The sequence below is a fragment of the Plantactinospora sp. CNZ321 genome (assembly GCF_004217235.1).
On the sequence record NZ_SHKQ01000001.1, the window covers coordinates 5,001 to 21,294 of the forward strand.

Genomic DNA, 16,294 nt, shown 5'->3' on the forward strand with positions numbered 1-16,294 from the left:
ATCGCCCCTCCGGGCCATCCGAACCGCCCCGCCCGACAGGCCGGCACGGTGGCCAGCCACCCTCCGACCTGCTGATCTGCCCGCAGGTCCGGCCTCTCGGCGCGTTTCGCGCCGTTCGTCCGTTCCCCCGTGGGCAGGGAGAAAATTACGCGTCTGGAGGATGGAACGTCAAATCCGTGCGGTGCATTCCCGGTCACATCACCGGCCCGGCACCAGTTCCACCCCGGCGAAGGTCCGCTTCCCCCGGCGCAACACCAGGAACCGGCCGTGCAGCAGCGCCTCTGCCGGCACCGTCGCCTCCACGTCGGTCACCCGCTCGTTGTTGACGTACGCACCGCCCTCGCCGATCGCCCGGCGGGCCTCGTTGAGGCTGCCCACCAGACCCGTGTCGCGGAGCAACCCGGCCACCGACGGCAGGCTCCGCACCTGCACCAGGCCGGCCTCGGACAGCGCCGCCCGCAGGGTCTCGGCCGAGAGTTCGTCCAGCGCACCCCGACCGAACAGCGCCTGGCTGGCGGCAACCGCCTGCCGGGCCTCCTCGGGCCCGTGCACCAGCGCGGTCAGCTCCTCGGCCAGCGCCCGCTGGGCGACCCGGGCCGCCGGCCGCTCCGCCGTCATCTTCTCCAGTTCCTCGATCTCCGAGTGCGAACGGAAGCTGAAGTAGCGCAGGTACTGTGCCACGTCCCGGTCGTCGCTGTTCACCCAGAACTGGTAGAAGGCGTACGGGCTGGTCATGGTCGGGTCGAGCCAGATCGCGCCGCCCTCGGTCTTGCCGAACTTCGTACCGTCGGCCTTGGTGACCAGCGGGGTGACGAAGGCGTGCACCGGCCCGGCGCCGCGGCGCCGTACGTAGTCGACGCCGGCGGTGATGTTCCCCCACTGGTCCGAGCCGCCGAACTGGAGCGTGCAGCCGTACCGGCGGTGCAGCTCGAAGAAGTCGTTGGCCTGGAGGAGTTGGTAGCTGAACTCGGTGTAGCTGATCCCGCTCTCCAGCCGGGCCTTCACCACCTCACGGGCCAGCATCCGGTTGATCGGAAAGTGCTTGCCGACGTCCCGGAGGAACTCCGCGATCGACATCTCGCCGGTCCAGTCCAGGTTGTTGACCGGACGGGCCGCGTTGTCACCCTCGTACGACACGAAGGGCGCCAGCTGCTCGCGGATCCGCTCCACCCAGTTCGCCACCACCTCCGGGCTGTTCAGCGTCCGCTCGCCCCGCTCGTTGGGGTCGCCGATCAGACCGGTCGCCCCGCCGACCAGCAGCAGCGGGCGATGCCCGGCGAGTTGCAGCCGGCGGGCGGTCAGCACCTGCAACAGGTTGCCGATGTGCAGGCTCGGCGCGGTGGGGTCGAACCCGACGTAGAACGTCACCGGACCCGAGCTGAGGCGCTGTTCCAGCTCGGCGGGGTCGGTGGAGTCGAAGAGGAGACCCCGCCACCGCAGGTCCTCGAGCGGAGACTCCCAGCCGGCGGACGCGGCGGAAGGAAGGCTGCTATCGGTCACGGTGCAGATTGTCCACCATGCCGGCGCCCCGCCCGTACCCGGTTTGGCCGACCTGGCCGACCTGTCCGACCGACGCCCCCGGCCGGACCGACCCGACAGCCGGCCGTTGACGGGACAGGACGGCCGGGGCACGCTACCCGGGCCAGGGCGTGGCACATCCCCCCGACCCGTGGAGGCGTACCCGTGACCGTGTCGAGCCGGACCAGCCAACCGACCCCGGGCTCCGCCGACGACCCTGAGGACGACGTCAGCGGTGGCGGTGGTCTGGTCCACCTGCGCCGGGCCGGAGTCAGCCTGCTGTTGGACGGTACCGATCCCGGGTTGCCGGCGGTACTGCACTGGGGCGCCGACCTCGGACCGCTCACCGGAGCGGAACTCGCCGACCTGGCGACCGCGCTCCGCCACCCCGCCCGGCCCGGGACTCCGGAGGGCCGGCCGGTCGGCATCCTGCCCGAGCACGCGTACGCCTGGTTCGGCCCGCCCGGGCTCGCCGGACACCGCGCCGGCCGCGACTGGTCGCCGCGGTTCCACCGGACCGGCCTGCGGGTACGGGACGACGACCTCGACTCACCGGCGACGATCACGGTTACCGCCACCGACGAGGCCGCCCGGCTCGACCTGGTCATCGAGGTCGAACTGGACCAGGCCGGGCTGCTCCGGCTCCGCGCCGAGCTGGCCAATCCGCCGGACGCCGACCCCTACCAGTTGGAGGGATTGCTGCTCGGACTGCCGGTGCCACCGCAGGCGGGCGAGCTGCTCGACCTGACCGGTCGGTGGTGCCGGGAACGCGCACCGCAGCGGAGTCCGTTCACCGTCGGCAGCCGGTCCCGGGAGAGCCGTCGGGGCAAGCCCGGCCTGGACGCCTCGCTGCTGATGGTGGCCGGTACGGCCGGCTTCGGGTTCCGGTCCGGGGAGGTCTGGGCGGTGCACCTCGGCTGGAGCGGCAACCACCGGCTGCACGCCGAGCGGACCCCGGACGGCGAGGCGCTGCTCGCCGCTGGTGAGCTGCTGCTCCCCGGCGAGATCCGGCTGGCACCGGGCGAGCGCTACCGGTCGCCCTGGCTCTACGCGTCGTACGGACGGGGACTGGACGAGATGTCGGCCCGGTACCACGCCCACCTGCGCCGGTCGGCGCGGACCCGGCGGGCCCGCCCGGTCGTGGTGAACACCTGGGAGGCGGTCTACTTCGACCACGACCTCGACCGGCTCACCGCACTGGCCGACGCCGCCGCCGAGGTCGGCGCGGAGCGGTTCGTCCTGGACGACGGCTGGTTCAAGGGCCGCCGCGACGACCGGGCCGGACTCGGCGACTGGTACGTCGACCCGGCCGTCTGGCCCGACGGGCTGCATCCGCTGGTCGCGCACGTCCGCCGGCTGGGGCTGGAGTTCGGGCTCTGGGTCGAGCCGGAGATGGTCAACCCCGACTCGGACCTGGCCCGGGCGCATCCGGAGTGGATCCTCGCCACCGGGGGCCGAATGCCCCGGTCGGCCCGCTGGCAGCAGGTGCTCGACCTGACCCACCCGGAGGCGTACGGGTACGTGCTCGGACGGCTCGACGCACTGGTCCGGGATTACCGGATCGGGTACCTGAAGTGGGACCACAACCGGGACCTGATCGACGCCGGCCACCAGCCGTCGGGGCGGCCCGGCGTGCACGGGCAGATCCTGGCGACCTACCGGCTCCTCGACGCGCTGCGGGAACGCCATCCGGAGCTGGAGATCGAATCCTGCTCCTCCGGCGGTGGCCGGGTCGACCTGGGCATCCTGGAACGGACCGACCGGGTCTGGGGCAGTGACTGCATCGACGCCCTGGAACGGCAGTCGATCCAGCGCTGGACCCAGCTCCTGCTGCCGCCCGAACTGATCGGCGCGCATGTCGGCTCGGCGCGGGCGCACACCACGGGTCGTACCCACGACCTCGACTTCCGGGCCGGCACGGCGTTCTTCGGCAGCTTCGGCATCGAGTGGGACCTGACCGCGGCCACCCCGGAGGAGCGCCGCGAACTGGCCTGGTGGGTGGCGCTGTACAAGCGGCACCGCGCGCTGGTGCAGGGCGGGACGGTGGTCCGGGCCGACCATCCGGATCCGGCGCTCTGGGTGCACGGGGTGGTCGCACCGGACCGGTCCGAGGCGATGATGGCGATCGTCGCGACCGCGACCGGGGCGACCACCAACCCCGGACCGGTACGCCTGCCCGGCCTCGACCCCGACCGCGCGTACCTGGTCCGGGTGGTGGCGCCACGCAACGCCGCACAGGACCTGCCGGCACCGCCGGCCTGGACCACCGGGTCCGGGGTACGCCTCTCCGGGCGCGCCCTCGGGCAGGCCGGCCTACAGGCCCCGCCGCTACCCCCGGAGCAGCTCCTGCTGGTCCACCTGGCCGCCGGCTGATCCGGCACCGCGCAGGACCGGGTGCGGGGTACGCCAACGGTCAGCGCCCCGGCACCGTCACCAGCCCGGTCCGGTAGGCGACGATGACGAGCTGCGCGCGGTCCCGGGCGTGCAGCTTGGCGAGCAGCCGGCCGACGTGCGTCTTCACGGTGGCCGGGCTGAGCCGCAGGTGGCCGGCGATCTCGGGATTGGACAGGCCCCGACCGATCAGGGTCAGCACCTCCCGCTCCCGGTCGGTCACCCCGGTCAGCTCCCGGGCCACCGGGCGGTCGGGTTCGGGCAGCCGGGCGAACTCGGCGATCAGTCGCCGGGTCACGCTCGGCGCGAGCAGCCCCTCCCCGGCGGCGACCACCCGGATCGCCGCCAGCAGGTCCTCCGGTGGGGCGTCCTTGAGCAGGAAGCCGCTGGCGCCGGCCCGGATCGCGGCGTAGACGTACTCGTCGAGGTCGAAGGTGGTGAGGATGAGCACCCGGACCTGACCGGCGGCGGGTGACGCGGTGATCCGTCGGGTCGCCTCGATGCCGTCCAGCTCCGGCATCCGGACGTCCATCAGCACCACGTCCGGGCGCTCCCGTTCGGCAAGTTCGACGGCTGTCGCGCCGGTGCCGGCCTCGCCGACCACGGTCAGCCCCGGCGTCGTCTCGATCAGCACCCGGAAGCTGCCCCGGAGCAGCGCCTGGTCGTCGGCGATGAGCACCCGGACGGGCTCGTCCGTCACCGGTCCCCTCCGCCCCCCGGAACCGGGTCGACGGAGAGAACCGGGTCGACGGACGAAACCGGGTCGACGGACGAAACCGGGTCGACCGACGAAACCGGGTCAGCCGCTGGAACCGGGTCGACGGGCAGAGCCGGGTCGACCGGTGGGCGCCCGGCGGGCCGGTACGGCAGTCGGGCCGAGAGGCGGAACCCGCCGTCGGCGGCCGGACCGGCCTCGACGGTGCCGCCGTACAGGTGGGCCCGCTCGCGCATGCCGATCAGGCCCTGTCCCTTCGGGTCGGCCGGCGGGACGGGTCGGCCGGGCTCGTTGGTCACCTCGACCCGCAGCTCACCATCGACACCGGTCACCGCGACCCGGCACCGGACCGGCCCGGCGTGCTTGACCACGTTGGTCAGCGCCTCCTGGACGATCCGGTACACCGAGCGGCCGACGTCCTCCGGCGGCTCCGCTCCGGCGGGCAGCTCCAGCGCCAGCTCCGCGACAGTCCCGGCCGCCGTGGCCCGCTTCAGCAGGTCCGGCAGTTCCGCCAGGCCCGGCGCGGGGCCGAACTCGACCGGGGTTCCCGGCGTGCCGGCCCGCAGCACGCCGAGGGTACGGCGCAGCTCCGCCAGCGCGCTGCGGCTGGTCGCCTCGATGTCCCGCAGCGCGTCCCGGACCTCCTGCGGCCGAGACTCCGCCACGTGGTTGGCGACCGCCGCCTTCACCGTGATCACGCTCATGCTGTGCGCCACGATGTCGTGCAGTTCGCGGCTGATCCGCAGCCGCTCGTCCACCGTCGCCTGCCGGGCCAGCTCGGCCGCGGAGCGGGACGCGTACGCGCGCCGCTCGCGTACCGCCCGGCCGAGTATCCAGGTCGCGGTCAGGAGCAGCAGCAGGAAGGCGACCCCGGTGACCGCCTCGTCCCAGTCCGAGGTCTTCGGGAACACCGCGACCACGGCACCGGCGAGCACCAGGAGCAGGGCCGGTACCGACCGGCGCAGCTCGGCGGTCAGCGCCACCTGGTAGAGCGCGAAGGCGACCGCGATGAACACGGACACCGAGGCGTAGACCGGTACCACCTCCACCAGTACGGCGCAGAACGCACCGACCGTGACCACCGCCAGCACCGGTAGGGGCCAGCGTCGGCGTACCGCGATCGGGGCGGAGACGACGGCCATGAAGAGCAGGGAGATCCAGATCGGTTCCCGGACCAGCGGATCGGGGTAGCCGGTCGCGGCGGGTGGATCGGCGGCGGCGTACCCGCAGATCACCGCCAGGCCGAGCGCCGCCAGCACGTCGAGGACGATCAGGTCGACGCGGCGCAACCGGCGGGTGAGCAGCGGACGCGGGTGCACGGCGGTCATCCGTCGACGGTAACCGGCGGCCCGCCCGGGCCGCGTCCACCCGGAGCGGGTCATCCCCCGGTCTGACCCACCGGGCGTCGGGACGGTCGGGGTAGCCCGCAGGGCCGGGCCGGAAGTGACGGCCCGGCTCCGATGTGCCCGGGCCGCCGATGCCGGATCTTCGACGGCATGACCCGACAGGACGGCATGACGCGACCAGAGAGAACAGCGGACCTCACCGGCGGAACGCCGGAGCTGACCACGGCCGTGCGGCTGCGCGACGTCGTCCGGGCGTACGGCACCGGGGTGCGCCGGGTGGCCGCGCTGGACGGGGTGACGGTCGACTTCGACCGGGGTACCTTCACCGCCGTGATGGGGCCGTCCGGCTCCGGCAAGTCGACCCTGCTGCACTGCGCCGCCGGGCTCGACCGGCCGACCGGCGGCACGGTCACCATCGACGGCACCGACCTCGGCACCCTCGGCGAGACGGCGCTGACCCTGCTGCGTCGGGCCCGGGTCGGGTTCGTCTTCCAGTCGTACAACCTGGTGCCGGCGCTGACCGCGGCGCAGAACGTGGCGCTGCCGTTGCGGCTGGGCGGCCGGCGGCCCGACCCGGCCGAACTGGACGCGGCGCTGGCCGAGGTGGGTCTGGCCGGGCGCGGCCGGCACCGCCCGGACGAACTCTCCGGCGGCGAGCAGCAGCGGGTGGCGATCGCCCGGGCCCTGATCAGCCGGCCGGCGGTGCTCTTCGCCGACGAGCCGACCGGCGCCCTGGACACCCGGACCTCCCGGGACGTCCTGCGGTTGCTGCGCGACCTGGTGGACCGGCACCGGCAGACGGTGGTGATGGTGACGCACGACCCGGTCGCCGCCGCCCACGCCGACCGGGTCGTGCTGCTGGCCGACGGCCGGGTGGTGGACGACCTCGGCGGCGACCTGACGGCGGCGACGATCGCGGCCCGGATGACCGGGTTGGAGCCGGCATGCTGAACCTCGCCGCGCTGCGCGCCCGGTGGACCGGCCTGTTCGGCCCGTTCGTCGCGCTCTGCCTCGGCGTGGCGCTGATGTCGGTGACCGCGCTGATCCTGGTCTCCGCGCAGCCCCGGGTGCCGGACCGGTACGCCGGGGCGGCGGTACTGGTCGCCGGGCGTCCGGTGGACGGGATACCGGGCACCTTCCCGGAGCGCCGGCCGTGGTCGCCGCAACGGACCGCCGAACTGGCCGGGCAACTCGCCGCGATCGACGGGGTGACGGCGGCGGTACCGGACCGCTCGTTCTACGCCCAGGCGATCGTCGACGGCCGACCGGTCGGCGAGCCCGCGCTCGGTGACCCGCAGGGCCACGGCTGGTCGAGCGCGGCACTGGCGCCGTACCGGCTGGTGACGGGGAAGCCGCCGAAGCGGCCGGACGAGGTGGTGCTGGACCGGGCGCTCGGGCTCGCCCCGGGCAGCCGGGTCACCCTGCTGACCGCGACCGGGCCGGCCGGGTACACCGTTGCCGGCACCGTGGACGGGCCCGGCTTCTACCTCGCCGATCCGGTCGCGGCGCCGCTGGCCCGGGGCGTCCGGCTGATCGGTCTGGTGGTGGCGGACGACGCCGACCCGGCGGCGGTCCGGGCGGCGGCCGAGGCGGTCGTCGGCCCGGACGGCACGGTGTTGACCGGCGCCGACCGGGCGGAGGTCGAGCCGCCCCGGGACGTACGGACCCGGTGGATCGGGATGCAGGTGTTGACCGCGACGACGGCGCTGGCCGGGTTCGTGTCGATCTTCGTCGTCGCCTCCACCTTCGCGTTCGGGGTCGCCCAGCGGCGCCGGGAGTTCGGGCTGCTGCGCACCGTAGGCGCCACCCCGGGTCAGCTGCGCCGGCTGCTGTACACCGAGGCGCTCGCGGTCGGTGCCGTCGGCGGGGCCGTGGGGGCGGTGGTGGGTACCGCCTGCGCGCCGGCCTTCGGGGCCCTGCTGGTCGACGCCGGTTTCCAGCCGGTCGGGTTCCGGGTCCGGATCGAGCCCTGGCCACCGGCCGCCGCGTACCTGGTGGGTCTGGTCGTCGCCCTGCTCGGCGTCTGGGCGGCGTCCCGCCGGGCGGGTCGGGTACGCCCGCTGGAGGCGCTGCGGGAGGCGGTGGCGGACCGGCGGCCGATGACCCGGTCCCGGTGGATCGGCGGGATCCTCAGCACCGCCGTCGGCGTGCTGTTGACCGTGCTGTTGGCCGGGGCGGGACCGGACGACATCGTGAACTACGCCCTGTACGCGTCGATGGCGCTGACCGGTGGGCTGACCCTGCTCGCCCCGGTGCTGGTGCCGCCGCTGACCTACGCGCTCACCTGGCCGCTGGAGCGGCTGCCGGGTGCGACCGGGATGCTGGTCCGGCGCAACGCGCTGACGGCGGTGCGACGTACCGCGTCGACGTCGGCGCCGATGCTGCTCACGGTCGGATTCGCGGTCCTGGTCGCCGGGTCGGTGGCGACCTCGACCGGCGCGTACGCGAGCCGGGACGCGGAAAGGATCCGGGCCGGTTCGGTGCTCGTCCCGGCCGGTACGCCGGGGCTGTCGGACGCGGCGGTGGCGACCGTTGCGGGCACCGCGCTGCTGCCCAGCACCGTGTACGTCGATCCGCCCGCCGGCACGGCGCCCGATGCCGACCAGACCGCGGAGGGAGCCGCCGCCCCCGGCACCGGCGGAGAACCGATCGCCGCCGCCGGGGTGGACCCGGTTGGATTCGCCCGGGTGAACGAGCGACTCCGCGTGCTCTCCGGGGACTTCTCGGCCTTGCGGGGGCCGGATACCGCGGTGGTGACCGCCGGGCTCGCCGAGCGGCTGGGCTGGTCGGTGGGGGGCGACGCGACGCTCGGCTATCCGGACGGCACCGACGGGCGGATCCGGGTGGTGGCGGTGGTCGCCGACGACTCCGTCCCGGCGCAGTTGCTGTTGACCCGGGAGGTGGTCCGGGCGCACGATCCGTCGGCGCTCACCGAGGCGGTGTTCAGCCCGGCGCCGACGACCGGGCAGGACGGCGGGGCCGACCGGCGGGCCGTACTCGGGGCTCGGCTGGTCGGTGTCGCGGAGTACGCGGCGGAGCGGGACGCGGCCGAGGACCGGCTGGTCTGGCTCGCCACGCTGATCCTGATCGGAGTCTCGGCCGGCTACACCTCGATCGCGCTGGCGAACACGCTCCTGATGGCGACCGCGCACCGGGCCGGGGAACTGCTGGTGCTGCTCCGCTCCGGCGCCACCCGCCGGCAGGTGCTGGGTACGGTCGCCGCCGAGACGGGGCTGGTGCTGACGATCGGTACCGCACTCGGTCTGCTGGTGCCGCTGGTCGCGCTGCTGGCGATCCGCTCGGCGCTGAGCGAACAGTTCGGGGTACCGGTCGAGCTGGTCATCCCCGGTTCGACCATCGGGCCGGTGCTGGCCGGCTGCGTGGTGCTGGCCCTCGCCGCCAGCGTGCTGCCGGCCCGGCTGCTTCTGCGGGCCGGTCCGGGCGGCGCCGGGCCGCGGGTGGAGTGACCTGGGCGAGGTGATCCAGGTGAAGTGATCCGAGGGGAGATCTGGGTGGAGAGATCTCGGTGAAGTGATCGGGGCGAATTGATCTGGTCGCGGGGTTGACTGCCCGGGGATCCAGGTCGACAATCCCTATTGGTTAGGTGGGAAATCGGCGCAGCGGCGCGCCATCCCCGATCACTTCCGGGAAGGAACGCCCGTGCGAAAACTCCTGCTCCTCGCCCTGGTCGGGCTCGGCGCGCAGCTCGTCGACGGCAGTCTCGGGATGGCTTACGGAGTGACCTCCACCACCCTGCTGCTGGCGATCGGCACGAACCCGGCGGCGGCCTCCGCCACCGTGCACCTGGCCGAGATCGGCACCACCCTCGCCTCCGGTGCCGCGCACTTGCGGTTCGGCAACGTCGACTGGAGGGTCGTCGCCAAAATCGGCATACCGGGTGCGATCGGTGCGTTCGCCGGCGCCACCTTCCTGTCCAGCCTCTCCACCGAGGTCGCCGCGCCGATCATGGCGCTCCTGCTGCTCACCCTGGGGGTCTACATCCTGGTCCGGTTCACCGTCGCCGGCATTCCCCGGGACCGCCTCGGCCAGCCACTGCGCAAGCGGTTCCTGGCCCCGCTCGGGCTGCTCGCCGGCTTCGTCGACTCGACCGGAGGCGGCGGCTGGGGGCCGGTCGGCACACCGGCGATCCTGGCCAGCGGCCGGATGGCCCCCCGCAAGGTGATCGGGTCGATCGACACCAGCGAGTTCCTGGTCGCGGTGGCCGCGAGCCTCGGTTTCCTGGTCGGGCTCGGCAGCGAGAACGTCGACTTCGGCTGGGTCCTCGCACTGCTGCTCGGCGGCGTGGTCGCCGCACCGATCGCCGCCTGGCTGGTCCGGCACATCCCGCCCCGGATCCTCGGCTCGGCGGTGGGCGGCATGATCATCGTAACCAACACCCGAACCCTGCTGCGCAGCGACTGGATCGACGCACCGGGCGGCGTGCGGTACTCCGTCTACGCGGTGCTCTACCTGGTCTGGGCGCTCGCGCTGGCGTACTCGATCCGGCAGTACCGGGCGCACCGGGACGAGGAGACCGTCGAGGCGATCGAGGCCGTGGCACCGACCGCCGAGGCCGAGCCCCGGGAGCAGAGCTCCGCGCCCACCTCGGTCTGAGAGCCGGATCGGGCGAGGCCGACCGGGCGTACCCGACGGGCACACGGCGGCCGCGACCTTCCTGGTCGCGGCCGCCGTCGTTCCGACTCGTAGCCGGCTCGGGCTACTGCGCCGACACGATGTCCACGACGAACCGGAGCGGGCCGGCCGGCTGGCCCCCGGTCGGGTTGTCGCCGTAGGCGAGATCCGCCGGGATGTCGAGCTGCACCCGGCTACCGACCTTGACGCCCACCAGACCCTGGTCCCAGCCGGGGATCACGGCACCGACGCCGATCTGGGTCTGGAACGGCTCACCCCGGTTCCACGAGGCGTCGAACTCCTCACCCGTGCGGTAGGAGGCACCGACGTAGTTGACCGTGATCGTCTGGCCGGCCCGCACCGCCGGCCCGGTGCCCTCGACCAGCGGCGCGACGGTGAGCTTGGTCAGCTCACCGTCACCGGCCCGCACGGCCGGCCGCTGGCCCAGCCGGGGATCCAGGTCGGCCGGCGGCCGGGACGGCGCAGCGGGACTCTCCGGGGCACCCGTCGGTGCCGGCGGGGCGGTCGGCTCGGCGGCCGGCGGTGTCGTCGCGCTCGCCGGCGGAGCGGCCGAGGAGGCCGACGTCTCCTCCATCACCCGCGGCAGCACGACGACGGCGGCGACGCCCAGCCCGGCCAGGACGATTCCGACCGTAGCGCCGGCCAACCGCTGCCCACGGGCCCGCTTCGCGGCGGCCCTGGCCGCGGCCGCTTCCGCGGCGGCCCGGCGCTCCTGCTTGGTCGGACGCCGCTGGCTCGTCGGCCCCGGCTGCTCGGGGCTCTGGACCGGATCACTCATCTGATCTTGCACTCCTCGGGGGAAAGTGGAGTCGGGCGGGACGCCGTCGGCCCGTCGAACGGCTTCGCACACCGTACCCGCGTCGATGCTGCCGAGGTCGACTCGGTCGGCGGTCAGCGCACCGGGGAGGGGTTCTCTGCCACCTGCCGTCCACCGCGCCGCTGGTGGTCCCGGATGATCTCGGCGTAGCGCAGCCCGCTCGCCTTCACCGTCCGCCGCTGGGTGGCGTAGTCCACGTGCACCAGGCCGAACCGCTTGTCGTAGCCGTACGCCCACTCGAAGTTGTCCAGCAGTGACCAGTGGAAGTAGCCCTCGACCGGTACCCCACGGGCGGCGGCCGCCGCGCAGGCCAGCACGTGCTCCTCCAGGTACGCCGTCCGCTCCTTGTCCTCGATCCCACCCTCGGCGGTGACCGCGTCCGGCCAGGCCGAACCGCTCTCGGTGACCAGGATCCGGGCCGGGGCGTACCGCTCGGTCACCGAGACCAGCAGCTCCTCCAGCCCGGCCGGGTACGCCTCCCAGCCCATCGCGGTCTGCACCGAGCCGGGCACCGGGATCTGCCGGGCGTGCGGCACCGGTCCGTCCGGGTCGTCGACCACGACCTGCCGGAAGTAGTAGTTCAGCCCGAGGAACTCGGTCGGGGTGGCGACGCACTCCAGATCGCCGGGGCGGACCGGCGGCTCGACGCCGTATACCTCGATCATGTCGGCCGGATAGCCCCGCCCGTACAGCGGGTCCAGCCACCACCGGTTGACGTGCCCGTCGGCCCGGACCGCCGCCGCCACGTCCTCGGGCCGGTCGCTGCCCGGCTCGCAGGGGCTCGGGTTGAGCACGATGCCGACCGACGCCGGCCGGCTCGCCGCCGCCCGGACCGCCGCCGCGCCGAGGCCGTGCCCGAGCAGCGTGTGGTGGGCGGCGGCGACCGCCCGGGTCAGGTCCCGCTCGCCGGGAGCCATCCGGCCCTCCAGGTGGCCGATCCAGGAGACGCAGAGCGGCTCGTTCACGGTCACCCACTCGGTGACCCGGTCGCCGAGCGCTCCGGCGACCACCGCGGCGTAGTCGGCGAACGCCTCGGCGGTGGCCCGCGCGGGCCAGCCGCCCCGGTCCTGCAGCGCCTGCGGCAGGTCCCAGTGGTAGAGCGTGACCAGCGGCCGGATCCCGGCCGCCAACAGCGCGTCGACCAGCCGGTCGTAGAAGGCCAGCCCGGCCGGGTTGACCCGGCCGGTGCCGTCCGGCACGATCCGGGGCCAGGCCACCGAGAAGCGGTACGCGTCGACGCCGAGCCGGCGCATCAGGGCCACGTCCTCCGGCCACCGGTGGTAATGGTCGCACGCCTCGTCGCCGGTGTCGCCGTTGTCGACGTTGCCGGGCACGCGGCTCCAGGTGTCCCAGATGGACGGAGTGCGGCCGTCCACACCGGCAGCCCCCTCGATCTGGTACGCCGCCGTGGCGACGCCCCAGGTGAAGTTCGGTGGCAGTTTGGACAGATCCGGCATCGGTCGACTCTCCTGTTGGAAAAGGGTTCACTTGACCGCTCCGGCGGTCTCACTTGACCGCTCCGGCGGTCAGTCCGGCGACGAAGTAGCGCTGCAGGGCGAGGAAGCCGACCACCACCGGGACGCTCACCACCACCGAGGCGGCCATCGCCTGGTTCCAGTAGACGTTGTACTGGGTCGCGTACCCCTGGAGCCCGACGGCGAGGGTACGGCTGTGCTCGTCGGTCATCACCGAGGCGAAGAGCACCTCCCCCCAGGCGGTCATGAAGGCGTAGACGGTGACCGCGACGATGCCCGGCACCGCAGTCGGCAGGATCACCTGGAACAGGGTGCGCAGCGGCCCGGCGCCGTCGACCTGGGCCGCCTCGTCGAGCCCGCGCGGGATCGAGTCGAAGTAGCCGACCAGCATCCAGATGGAGAACGGCAGCGAGAAGGTGAGGTAGGTGATGGTCAGGCCGAGCCGGCTGGCGTACAGCTCGATCCCGGTGGCGTTGCCCAGGTTGACGTAGATGAGGAAGAGCGGCAGCAGGAAGAGGATGCCGGGGAACATCTGCGTCGAGAGCACGGTGACCGAGAAGAGCTGCCGGCCCCGGAACCGGTAGCGGCTGATCGCGAAGGCGGCGAAGATGGCGATCGCCACCGAGACCAGCGCGGCCGAGCTGGCCACCAGCAGGCTGTTCACCAGGTACCGGCCGAGCGGCACCGTCTGCCACATCTCCACGAACGGCTCGAACGTGACCCGGCTGGGCAGCCAGGTGAAGGCGCCCTGCACGTCCCGCAGCGGTTTGAGCCCGGAGCTGACCATCACGTACAGCGGGGCGAGGACGAAGAGGGTGAGCAGGCCGAGCACGACGCGGCGGGCCCAGCGTTCGCCGGTTGACTCACGCATGTTCTCTCCTGCGGTTGGTGACGAGCAGGTACCCGGCGGTGACCACGAGCAGGAAGAGCAGCAGCGCCACCGACATCGCCGAGCCGAGACCGAAGTTCCAGGTGACGAAGGAACTCTGGTAGATGTGGATCGAAATCAGGTCGGCCTGCCTCGGCGCCGATCCGCCGAAGAGCACGTACGGGGTGTTGAAGTCGTTGAAGGTCCAGAGGAAGAGGACCAGCAGCAGCACCTGGTTGACCGGCCGGAGCATCGGCAGGGTGACGTCGCGCAGCCGCCGCCAGAAGTTCGCTCCGTCGATCGCCGACGCCTCGTAGAGTTCCGCCGGTACGTTCTGCAGCCCGGCCATCAGGCAGAGGAAGGCGAAGGGCCAGGACCGCCAGACCGAGACGACCAGCAGGGCGACGAAGCTGTTCTCGCCGATCAGCCAGAACGGCGGGTTGGCCCCGTCGACCAGGCCGAGTTGGTCGAGGGCGTGGTTCACCAGGCCGGTGTCCCGCTGGAACATGAAGGTCCAGGTGATCACGGCGGTGTAGACCGGCAGCGCGTACGGGGTGAGGAAGAGGGTGCGCAGCAGGGCCCGCCCCTTGAACGGTCGTTGCAGGAAGACCGCGGCGGCCAGGCCGAGCATCCAGGAGAGCCCGACCGAGAGTGTCGTGTAGGCGGTGGTGACCCAGAACGAGTGCAGCAGGTCCCGGCCGGTGGCGGAGTCGAGGTCGAAGGTGACCCGGTAGTTGTCGAGGCCGGCGAAGGGCGCGGTGGACCAGTCCCGGATGTGGAACTGGGTGAGTTCGAGCAGGCTCATCCAGACCCCGACCAGCATCGGGACCACGTGGATGCCGAGTTCGAGCAGGGCGGCCGGGACGAGCAGCAGGTACGGCAGGTACGACCGCCGTACGCCGCGGCGCCTCCGCCGGCTCGGCGGGCCGTCCTCGGCTGGTCGCCCGGCGGGCCGTACCGGGCCGGGCGCGGTGGTGGTGGCCATCGGATCCTCTCAGGGTGGACCGTGGAGGGGGCGGCGGTCCCCCTCCACGGTCGACCGTCGGCGTGCCGGCTCAGCTGCCCATCTTCTGTTGCGCCACGCCGAGCTTCTCCTTGACCAGCGCCTCGGTGACGACCTTGCCGCTCGCCGCGTCGGCGAAGAGTTCCTTCATGGCGGTGCCGACCAGGGTCTCGAACTGGCTCTCCTCGGGCACCTGCGGCAGCGGGGCCGCCGTGGCGGCCAGCACCTCGCCCAGCACCTTCTGCTCCGGCGCCTGGAACGCCGGGTCGGCGCTGACCGTCTTGACCGACGGCAGCGAGCCGTAGGTCTTGTTGAGGATCACCTGTTCCGCGTCGCTGGTCATGAACTTGACGAACTGGAGCGCACCGTCGCGGTTCTCGGTGTGCGCGAAGATGGCGATGTTGATCCCGGCGACCATGCTGTTGACCTTCTTGCCGCCGGGCGGCGGGGTGGCCGGGAAGGGCACCGGGGCGACCCCCCACTCCTCCGGGCTCATTCCCTGGGCCTTGAAGTTCGATCCGGCGGCCTGCCAGAGCAGCATCGCCGCCTTGCGGTTGGCGAAGTCGGCGACGGACTGGTTCTGGGCGTACTCGGCGTTGCTCGGGTTGACGATCTTGTCCACCGCCATCAGGTCGATGTACCGCTTGACCGCGGCGACGTTCTGCGGGGTGTCGAAGGTCGGCTTGCCGGCGGAGTCGAACCACTCCCCGCCCCACTGCTGCCCGAAGGTGAAGGCGTGGTGGGAGTTCTCCGCCGGGTTCGCACCCTCCACCGCCAGGCCCCACTGGCCGGCCCTGGTCAGCTTCCTCCCGGTCTCGACCAGCTCCTCCCAGGTGGCGGGCGGGGCGGCGATGCCGGCGTCGGCGAACATCCTCTTGTTGTAGTAGAGCGCGTACGCCAGGCTGTACAGCGGCACCGCGGCCGGCGGCTTGCCGGGGGCGCCTGCGGCGGCCAGCGCGGCCGGCACGAACCGGTCCTTGCCGCCGATCCGGGCCAGGGTCGCGTCGTCGAACGGGATCAGCGCGTTGGTCGCCTGCAACGAGGCGGACCAGGTGTTGCCGATGTTCACCACGTCCGGGCCCTTGCCCGAGGTGGCCGCGGCGAGCAGCCGGTTGAGCAGGTCCGACCAGGGCACCACCTCGAGGTTGACCTTGATACCGGTCTGCTGCTCGAACTTGTCCAGCTCCGGCTGGAGGGTCTGCTTGTCGAACTCGATGCTGGCGCCCTGGTTGCTGGCCCAGTAGCTGAGCGTCTTCGCCGCGCCCTCCGAGGAGCCGCCGGAGTCGCCGCACGCGGCGAGGGAGGCGGTCGTCAACAGGGCCGCGACAGCCATAGCGAGGTGTCGTCTGGACACGACTTGCCCTTCTGCGTCGGTCGGCGGCCTCACCGGCCCGTCGGCGGTGGCGCCGGAGCGGGCCGCGGGCGGCCGGGTGGTGGGGCGGTACGGGGCACGATCACCGTCGGCGGGATGGATCGGGGGCCACCGAGGAGGGGGTTCCATCACGGCT

General features: G+C 73.0%; 12 protein-coding genes. 4 read left to right on the forward strand and 8 right to left on the reverse strand.

All coding sequences use genetic code 11. The features are described from left to right. Nucleotides 1–198: 198 nt before the first annotated feature. Nucleotides 199–1,500 carry a tyrosine--tRNA ligase gene (tyrS, locus tag EV371_RS00015; RefSeq protein WP_130460211.1) on the reverse strand — a complete coding sequence of 434 codons (1,302 nt, stop codon included), beginning with the start codon at nt 1,498–1,500 and terminating at the stop codon, nt 199–201. A 183-nt stretch (nt 1,501–1,683) separates the two neighbouring features. Here tyrS and EV371_RS00020 point away from each other — a divergent pair, with 183 nt between their 5' ends. Beyond that, complete coding sequence (locus tag EV371_RS00020; RefSeq protein WP_486484412.1) at nt 1,684–3,891, forward strand: alpha-galactosidase; 2,208 nt, start codon at nt 1,684–1,686, stop codon at nt 3,889–3,891. 40 nt (nt 3,892–3,931) lie between these two features. Here the strand turns inward: EV371_RS00020 and EV371_RS00025 are convergent, their stop codons facing one another. Beyond that, complete coding sequence (locus tag EV371_RS00025) at nt 3,932–4,609, reverse strand: response regulator transcription factor (protein WP_130460212.1); 678 nt, start codon at nt 4,607–4,609, stop codon at nt 3,932–3,934. Continuing rightward, nucleotides 4,606–5,952, reverse strand: coding sequence for a sensor histidine kinase (locus tag EV371_RS00030; protein ID WP_130460213.1), 1,347 nt, complete (start codon nt 5,950–5,952; stop codon nt 4,606–4,608). Before EV371_RS00030 ends, EV371_RS00025 begins: the two co-directional genes overlap by 4 nt. Before the next feature lie 186 nt (nt 5,953–6,138). Here EV371_RS00030 and EV371_RS00035 point away from each other — a divergent pair, with 186 nt between their 5' ends. From EV371_RS00035 to EV371_RS00045, 3 genes are all read left to right on the forward strand, one after another. Beyond that, entirely contained in the window at nt 6,139–6,921 is a 783-nt protein-coding gene (locus EV371_RS00035; RefSeq protein WP_130460214.1) for an ATP-binding cassette domain-containing protein, read from the forward strand. Beyond that, nucleotides 6,915–9,437 carry an ABC transporter permease gene (locus EV371_RS00040; protein WP_130460215.1) on the forward strand — a complete coding sequence of 841 codons (2,523 nt, stop codon included), beginning with the start codon at nt 6,915–6,917 and terminating at the stop codon, nt 9,435–9,437. The genes EV371_RS00035 and EV371_RS00040 overlap by 7 nt, the downstream gene beginning before the upstream one ends. 193 nt (nt 9,438–9,630) lie before the next feature. Further along, nucleotides 9,631–10,584: a sulfite exporter TauE/SafE family protein gene (locus tag EV371_RS00045; RefSeq protein WP_130460216.1), complete on the forward strand. Its 954-nt coding sequence runs from the start codon at nt 9,631–9,633 to the stop codon at nt 10,582–10,584. Between the two features lie 103 nt (nt 10,585–10,687). Here EV371_RS00045 and EV371_RS00050 read toward each other — a convergent pair whose 3' ends face one another. The 5 genes from EV371_RS00050 to EV371_RS00070 form a co-directional block, all read right to left on the reverse strand. After that, on the reverse strand, nt 10,688–11,401 hold the full coding sequence (locus EV371_RS00050) for an FKBP-type peptidyl-prolyl cis-trans isomerase (protein WP_130460217.1): 714 nt from the start codon (nt 11,399–11,401) through the stop codon (nt 10,688–10,690). Nucleotides 11,402–11,514: 113 nt separating this feature from the next. Then, nucleotides 11,515–12,897 carry a GH1 family beta-glucosidase gene (locus EV371_RS00055; protein ID WP_130460218.1) on the reverse strand — a complete coding sequence of 461 codons (1,383 nt, stop codon included), beginning with the start codon at nt 12,895–12,897 and terminating at the stop codon, nt 11,515–11,517. Nucleotides 12,898–12,946: 49 nt separating this feature from the next. Next, nucleotides 12,947–13,786, reverse strand: coding sequence for an ABC transporter permease subunit (locus EV371_RS00060; protein WP_130460219.1), 840 nt, complete (start codon nt 13,784–13,786; stop codon nt 12,947–12,949). Further along, entirely contained in the window at nt 13,779–14,768 is a 990-nt protein-coding gene (locus EV371_RS00065; RefSeq protein WP_130460220.1) for an ABC transporter permease subunit, read from the reverse strand. The genes EV371_RS00060 and EV371_RS00065 overlap by 8 nt, the downstream gene beginning before the upstream one ends. Before the next feature lie 70 nt (nt 14,769–14,838). Beyond that, the gene (locus tag EV371_RS00070) at nt 14,839–16,119 is read right to left on the reverse strand and encodes an ABC transporter substrate-binding protein (protein ID WP_130460221.1); all 1,281 of its coding nucleotides are present in this window, start codon (nt 16,117–16,119) and stop codon (nt 14,839–14,841) included. Nucleotides 16,120–16,294: the final 175 nt, after the last annotated feature.

Excerpts from the sequence above, each read along its gene's own strand:
- EV371_RS00030 (WP_130460213.1), bottom strand. The coding sequence starts at position 5,952 with ATGACCGCCGTGCACCCGCGTCCGCTGCTCACCCGCCGGTTGCGCCGC.
- EV371_RS00035 (WP_130460214.1), top strand. The coding sequence starts at position 6,139 with ATGACGCGACCAGAGAGAACAGCGGACCTCACCGGCGGAACGCCGGAG.
- EV371_RS00040 (WP_130460215.1), top strand. The coding sequence starts at position 6,915 with ATGCTGAACCTCGCCGCGCTGCGCGCCCGGTGGACCGGCCTGTTCGGC.
- EV371_RS00050 (WP_130460217.1), bottom strand. The coding sequence starts at position 11,401 with ATGAGTGATCCGGTCCAGAGCCCCGAGCAGCCGGGGCCGACGAGCCAG.
- EV371_RS00055 (WP_130460218.1), bottom strand. The coding sequence starts at position 12,897 with ATGCCGGATCTGTCCAAACTGCCACCGAACTTCACCTGGGGCGTCGCC.
- EV371_RS00060 (WP_130460219.1), bottom strand. The coding sequence starts at position 13,786 with ATGCGTGAGTCAACCGGCGAACGCTGGGCCCGCCGCGTCGTGCTCGGC.
- EV371_RS00065 (WP_130460220.1), bottom strand. The coding sequence starts at position 14,768 with ATGGCCACCACCACCGCGCCCGGCCCGGTACGGCCCGCCGGGCGACCA.
- EV371_RS00070 (WP_130460221.1), bottom strand. The coding sequence starts at position 16,119 with ATGGCTGTCGCGGCCCTGTTGACGACCGCCTCCCTCGCCGCGTGCGGC.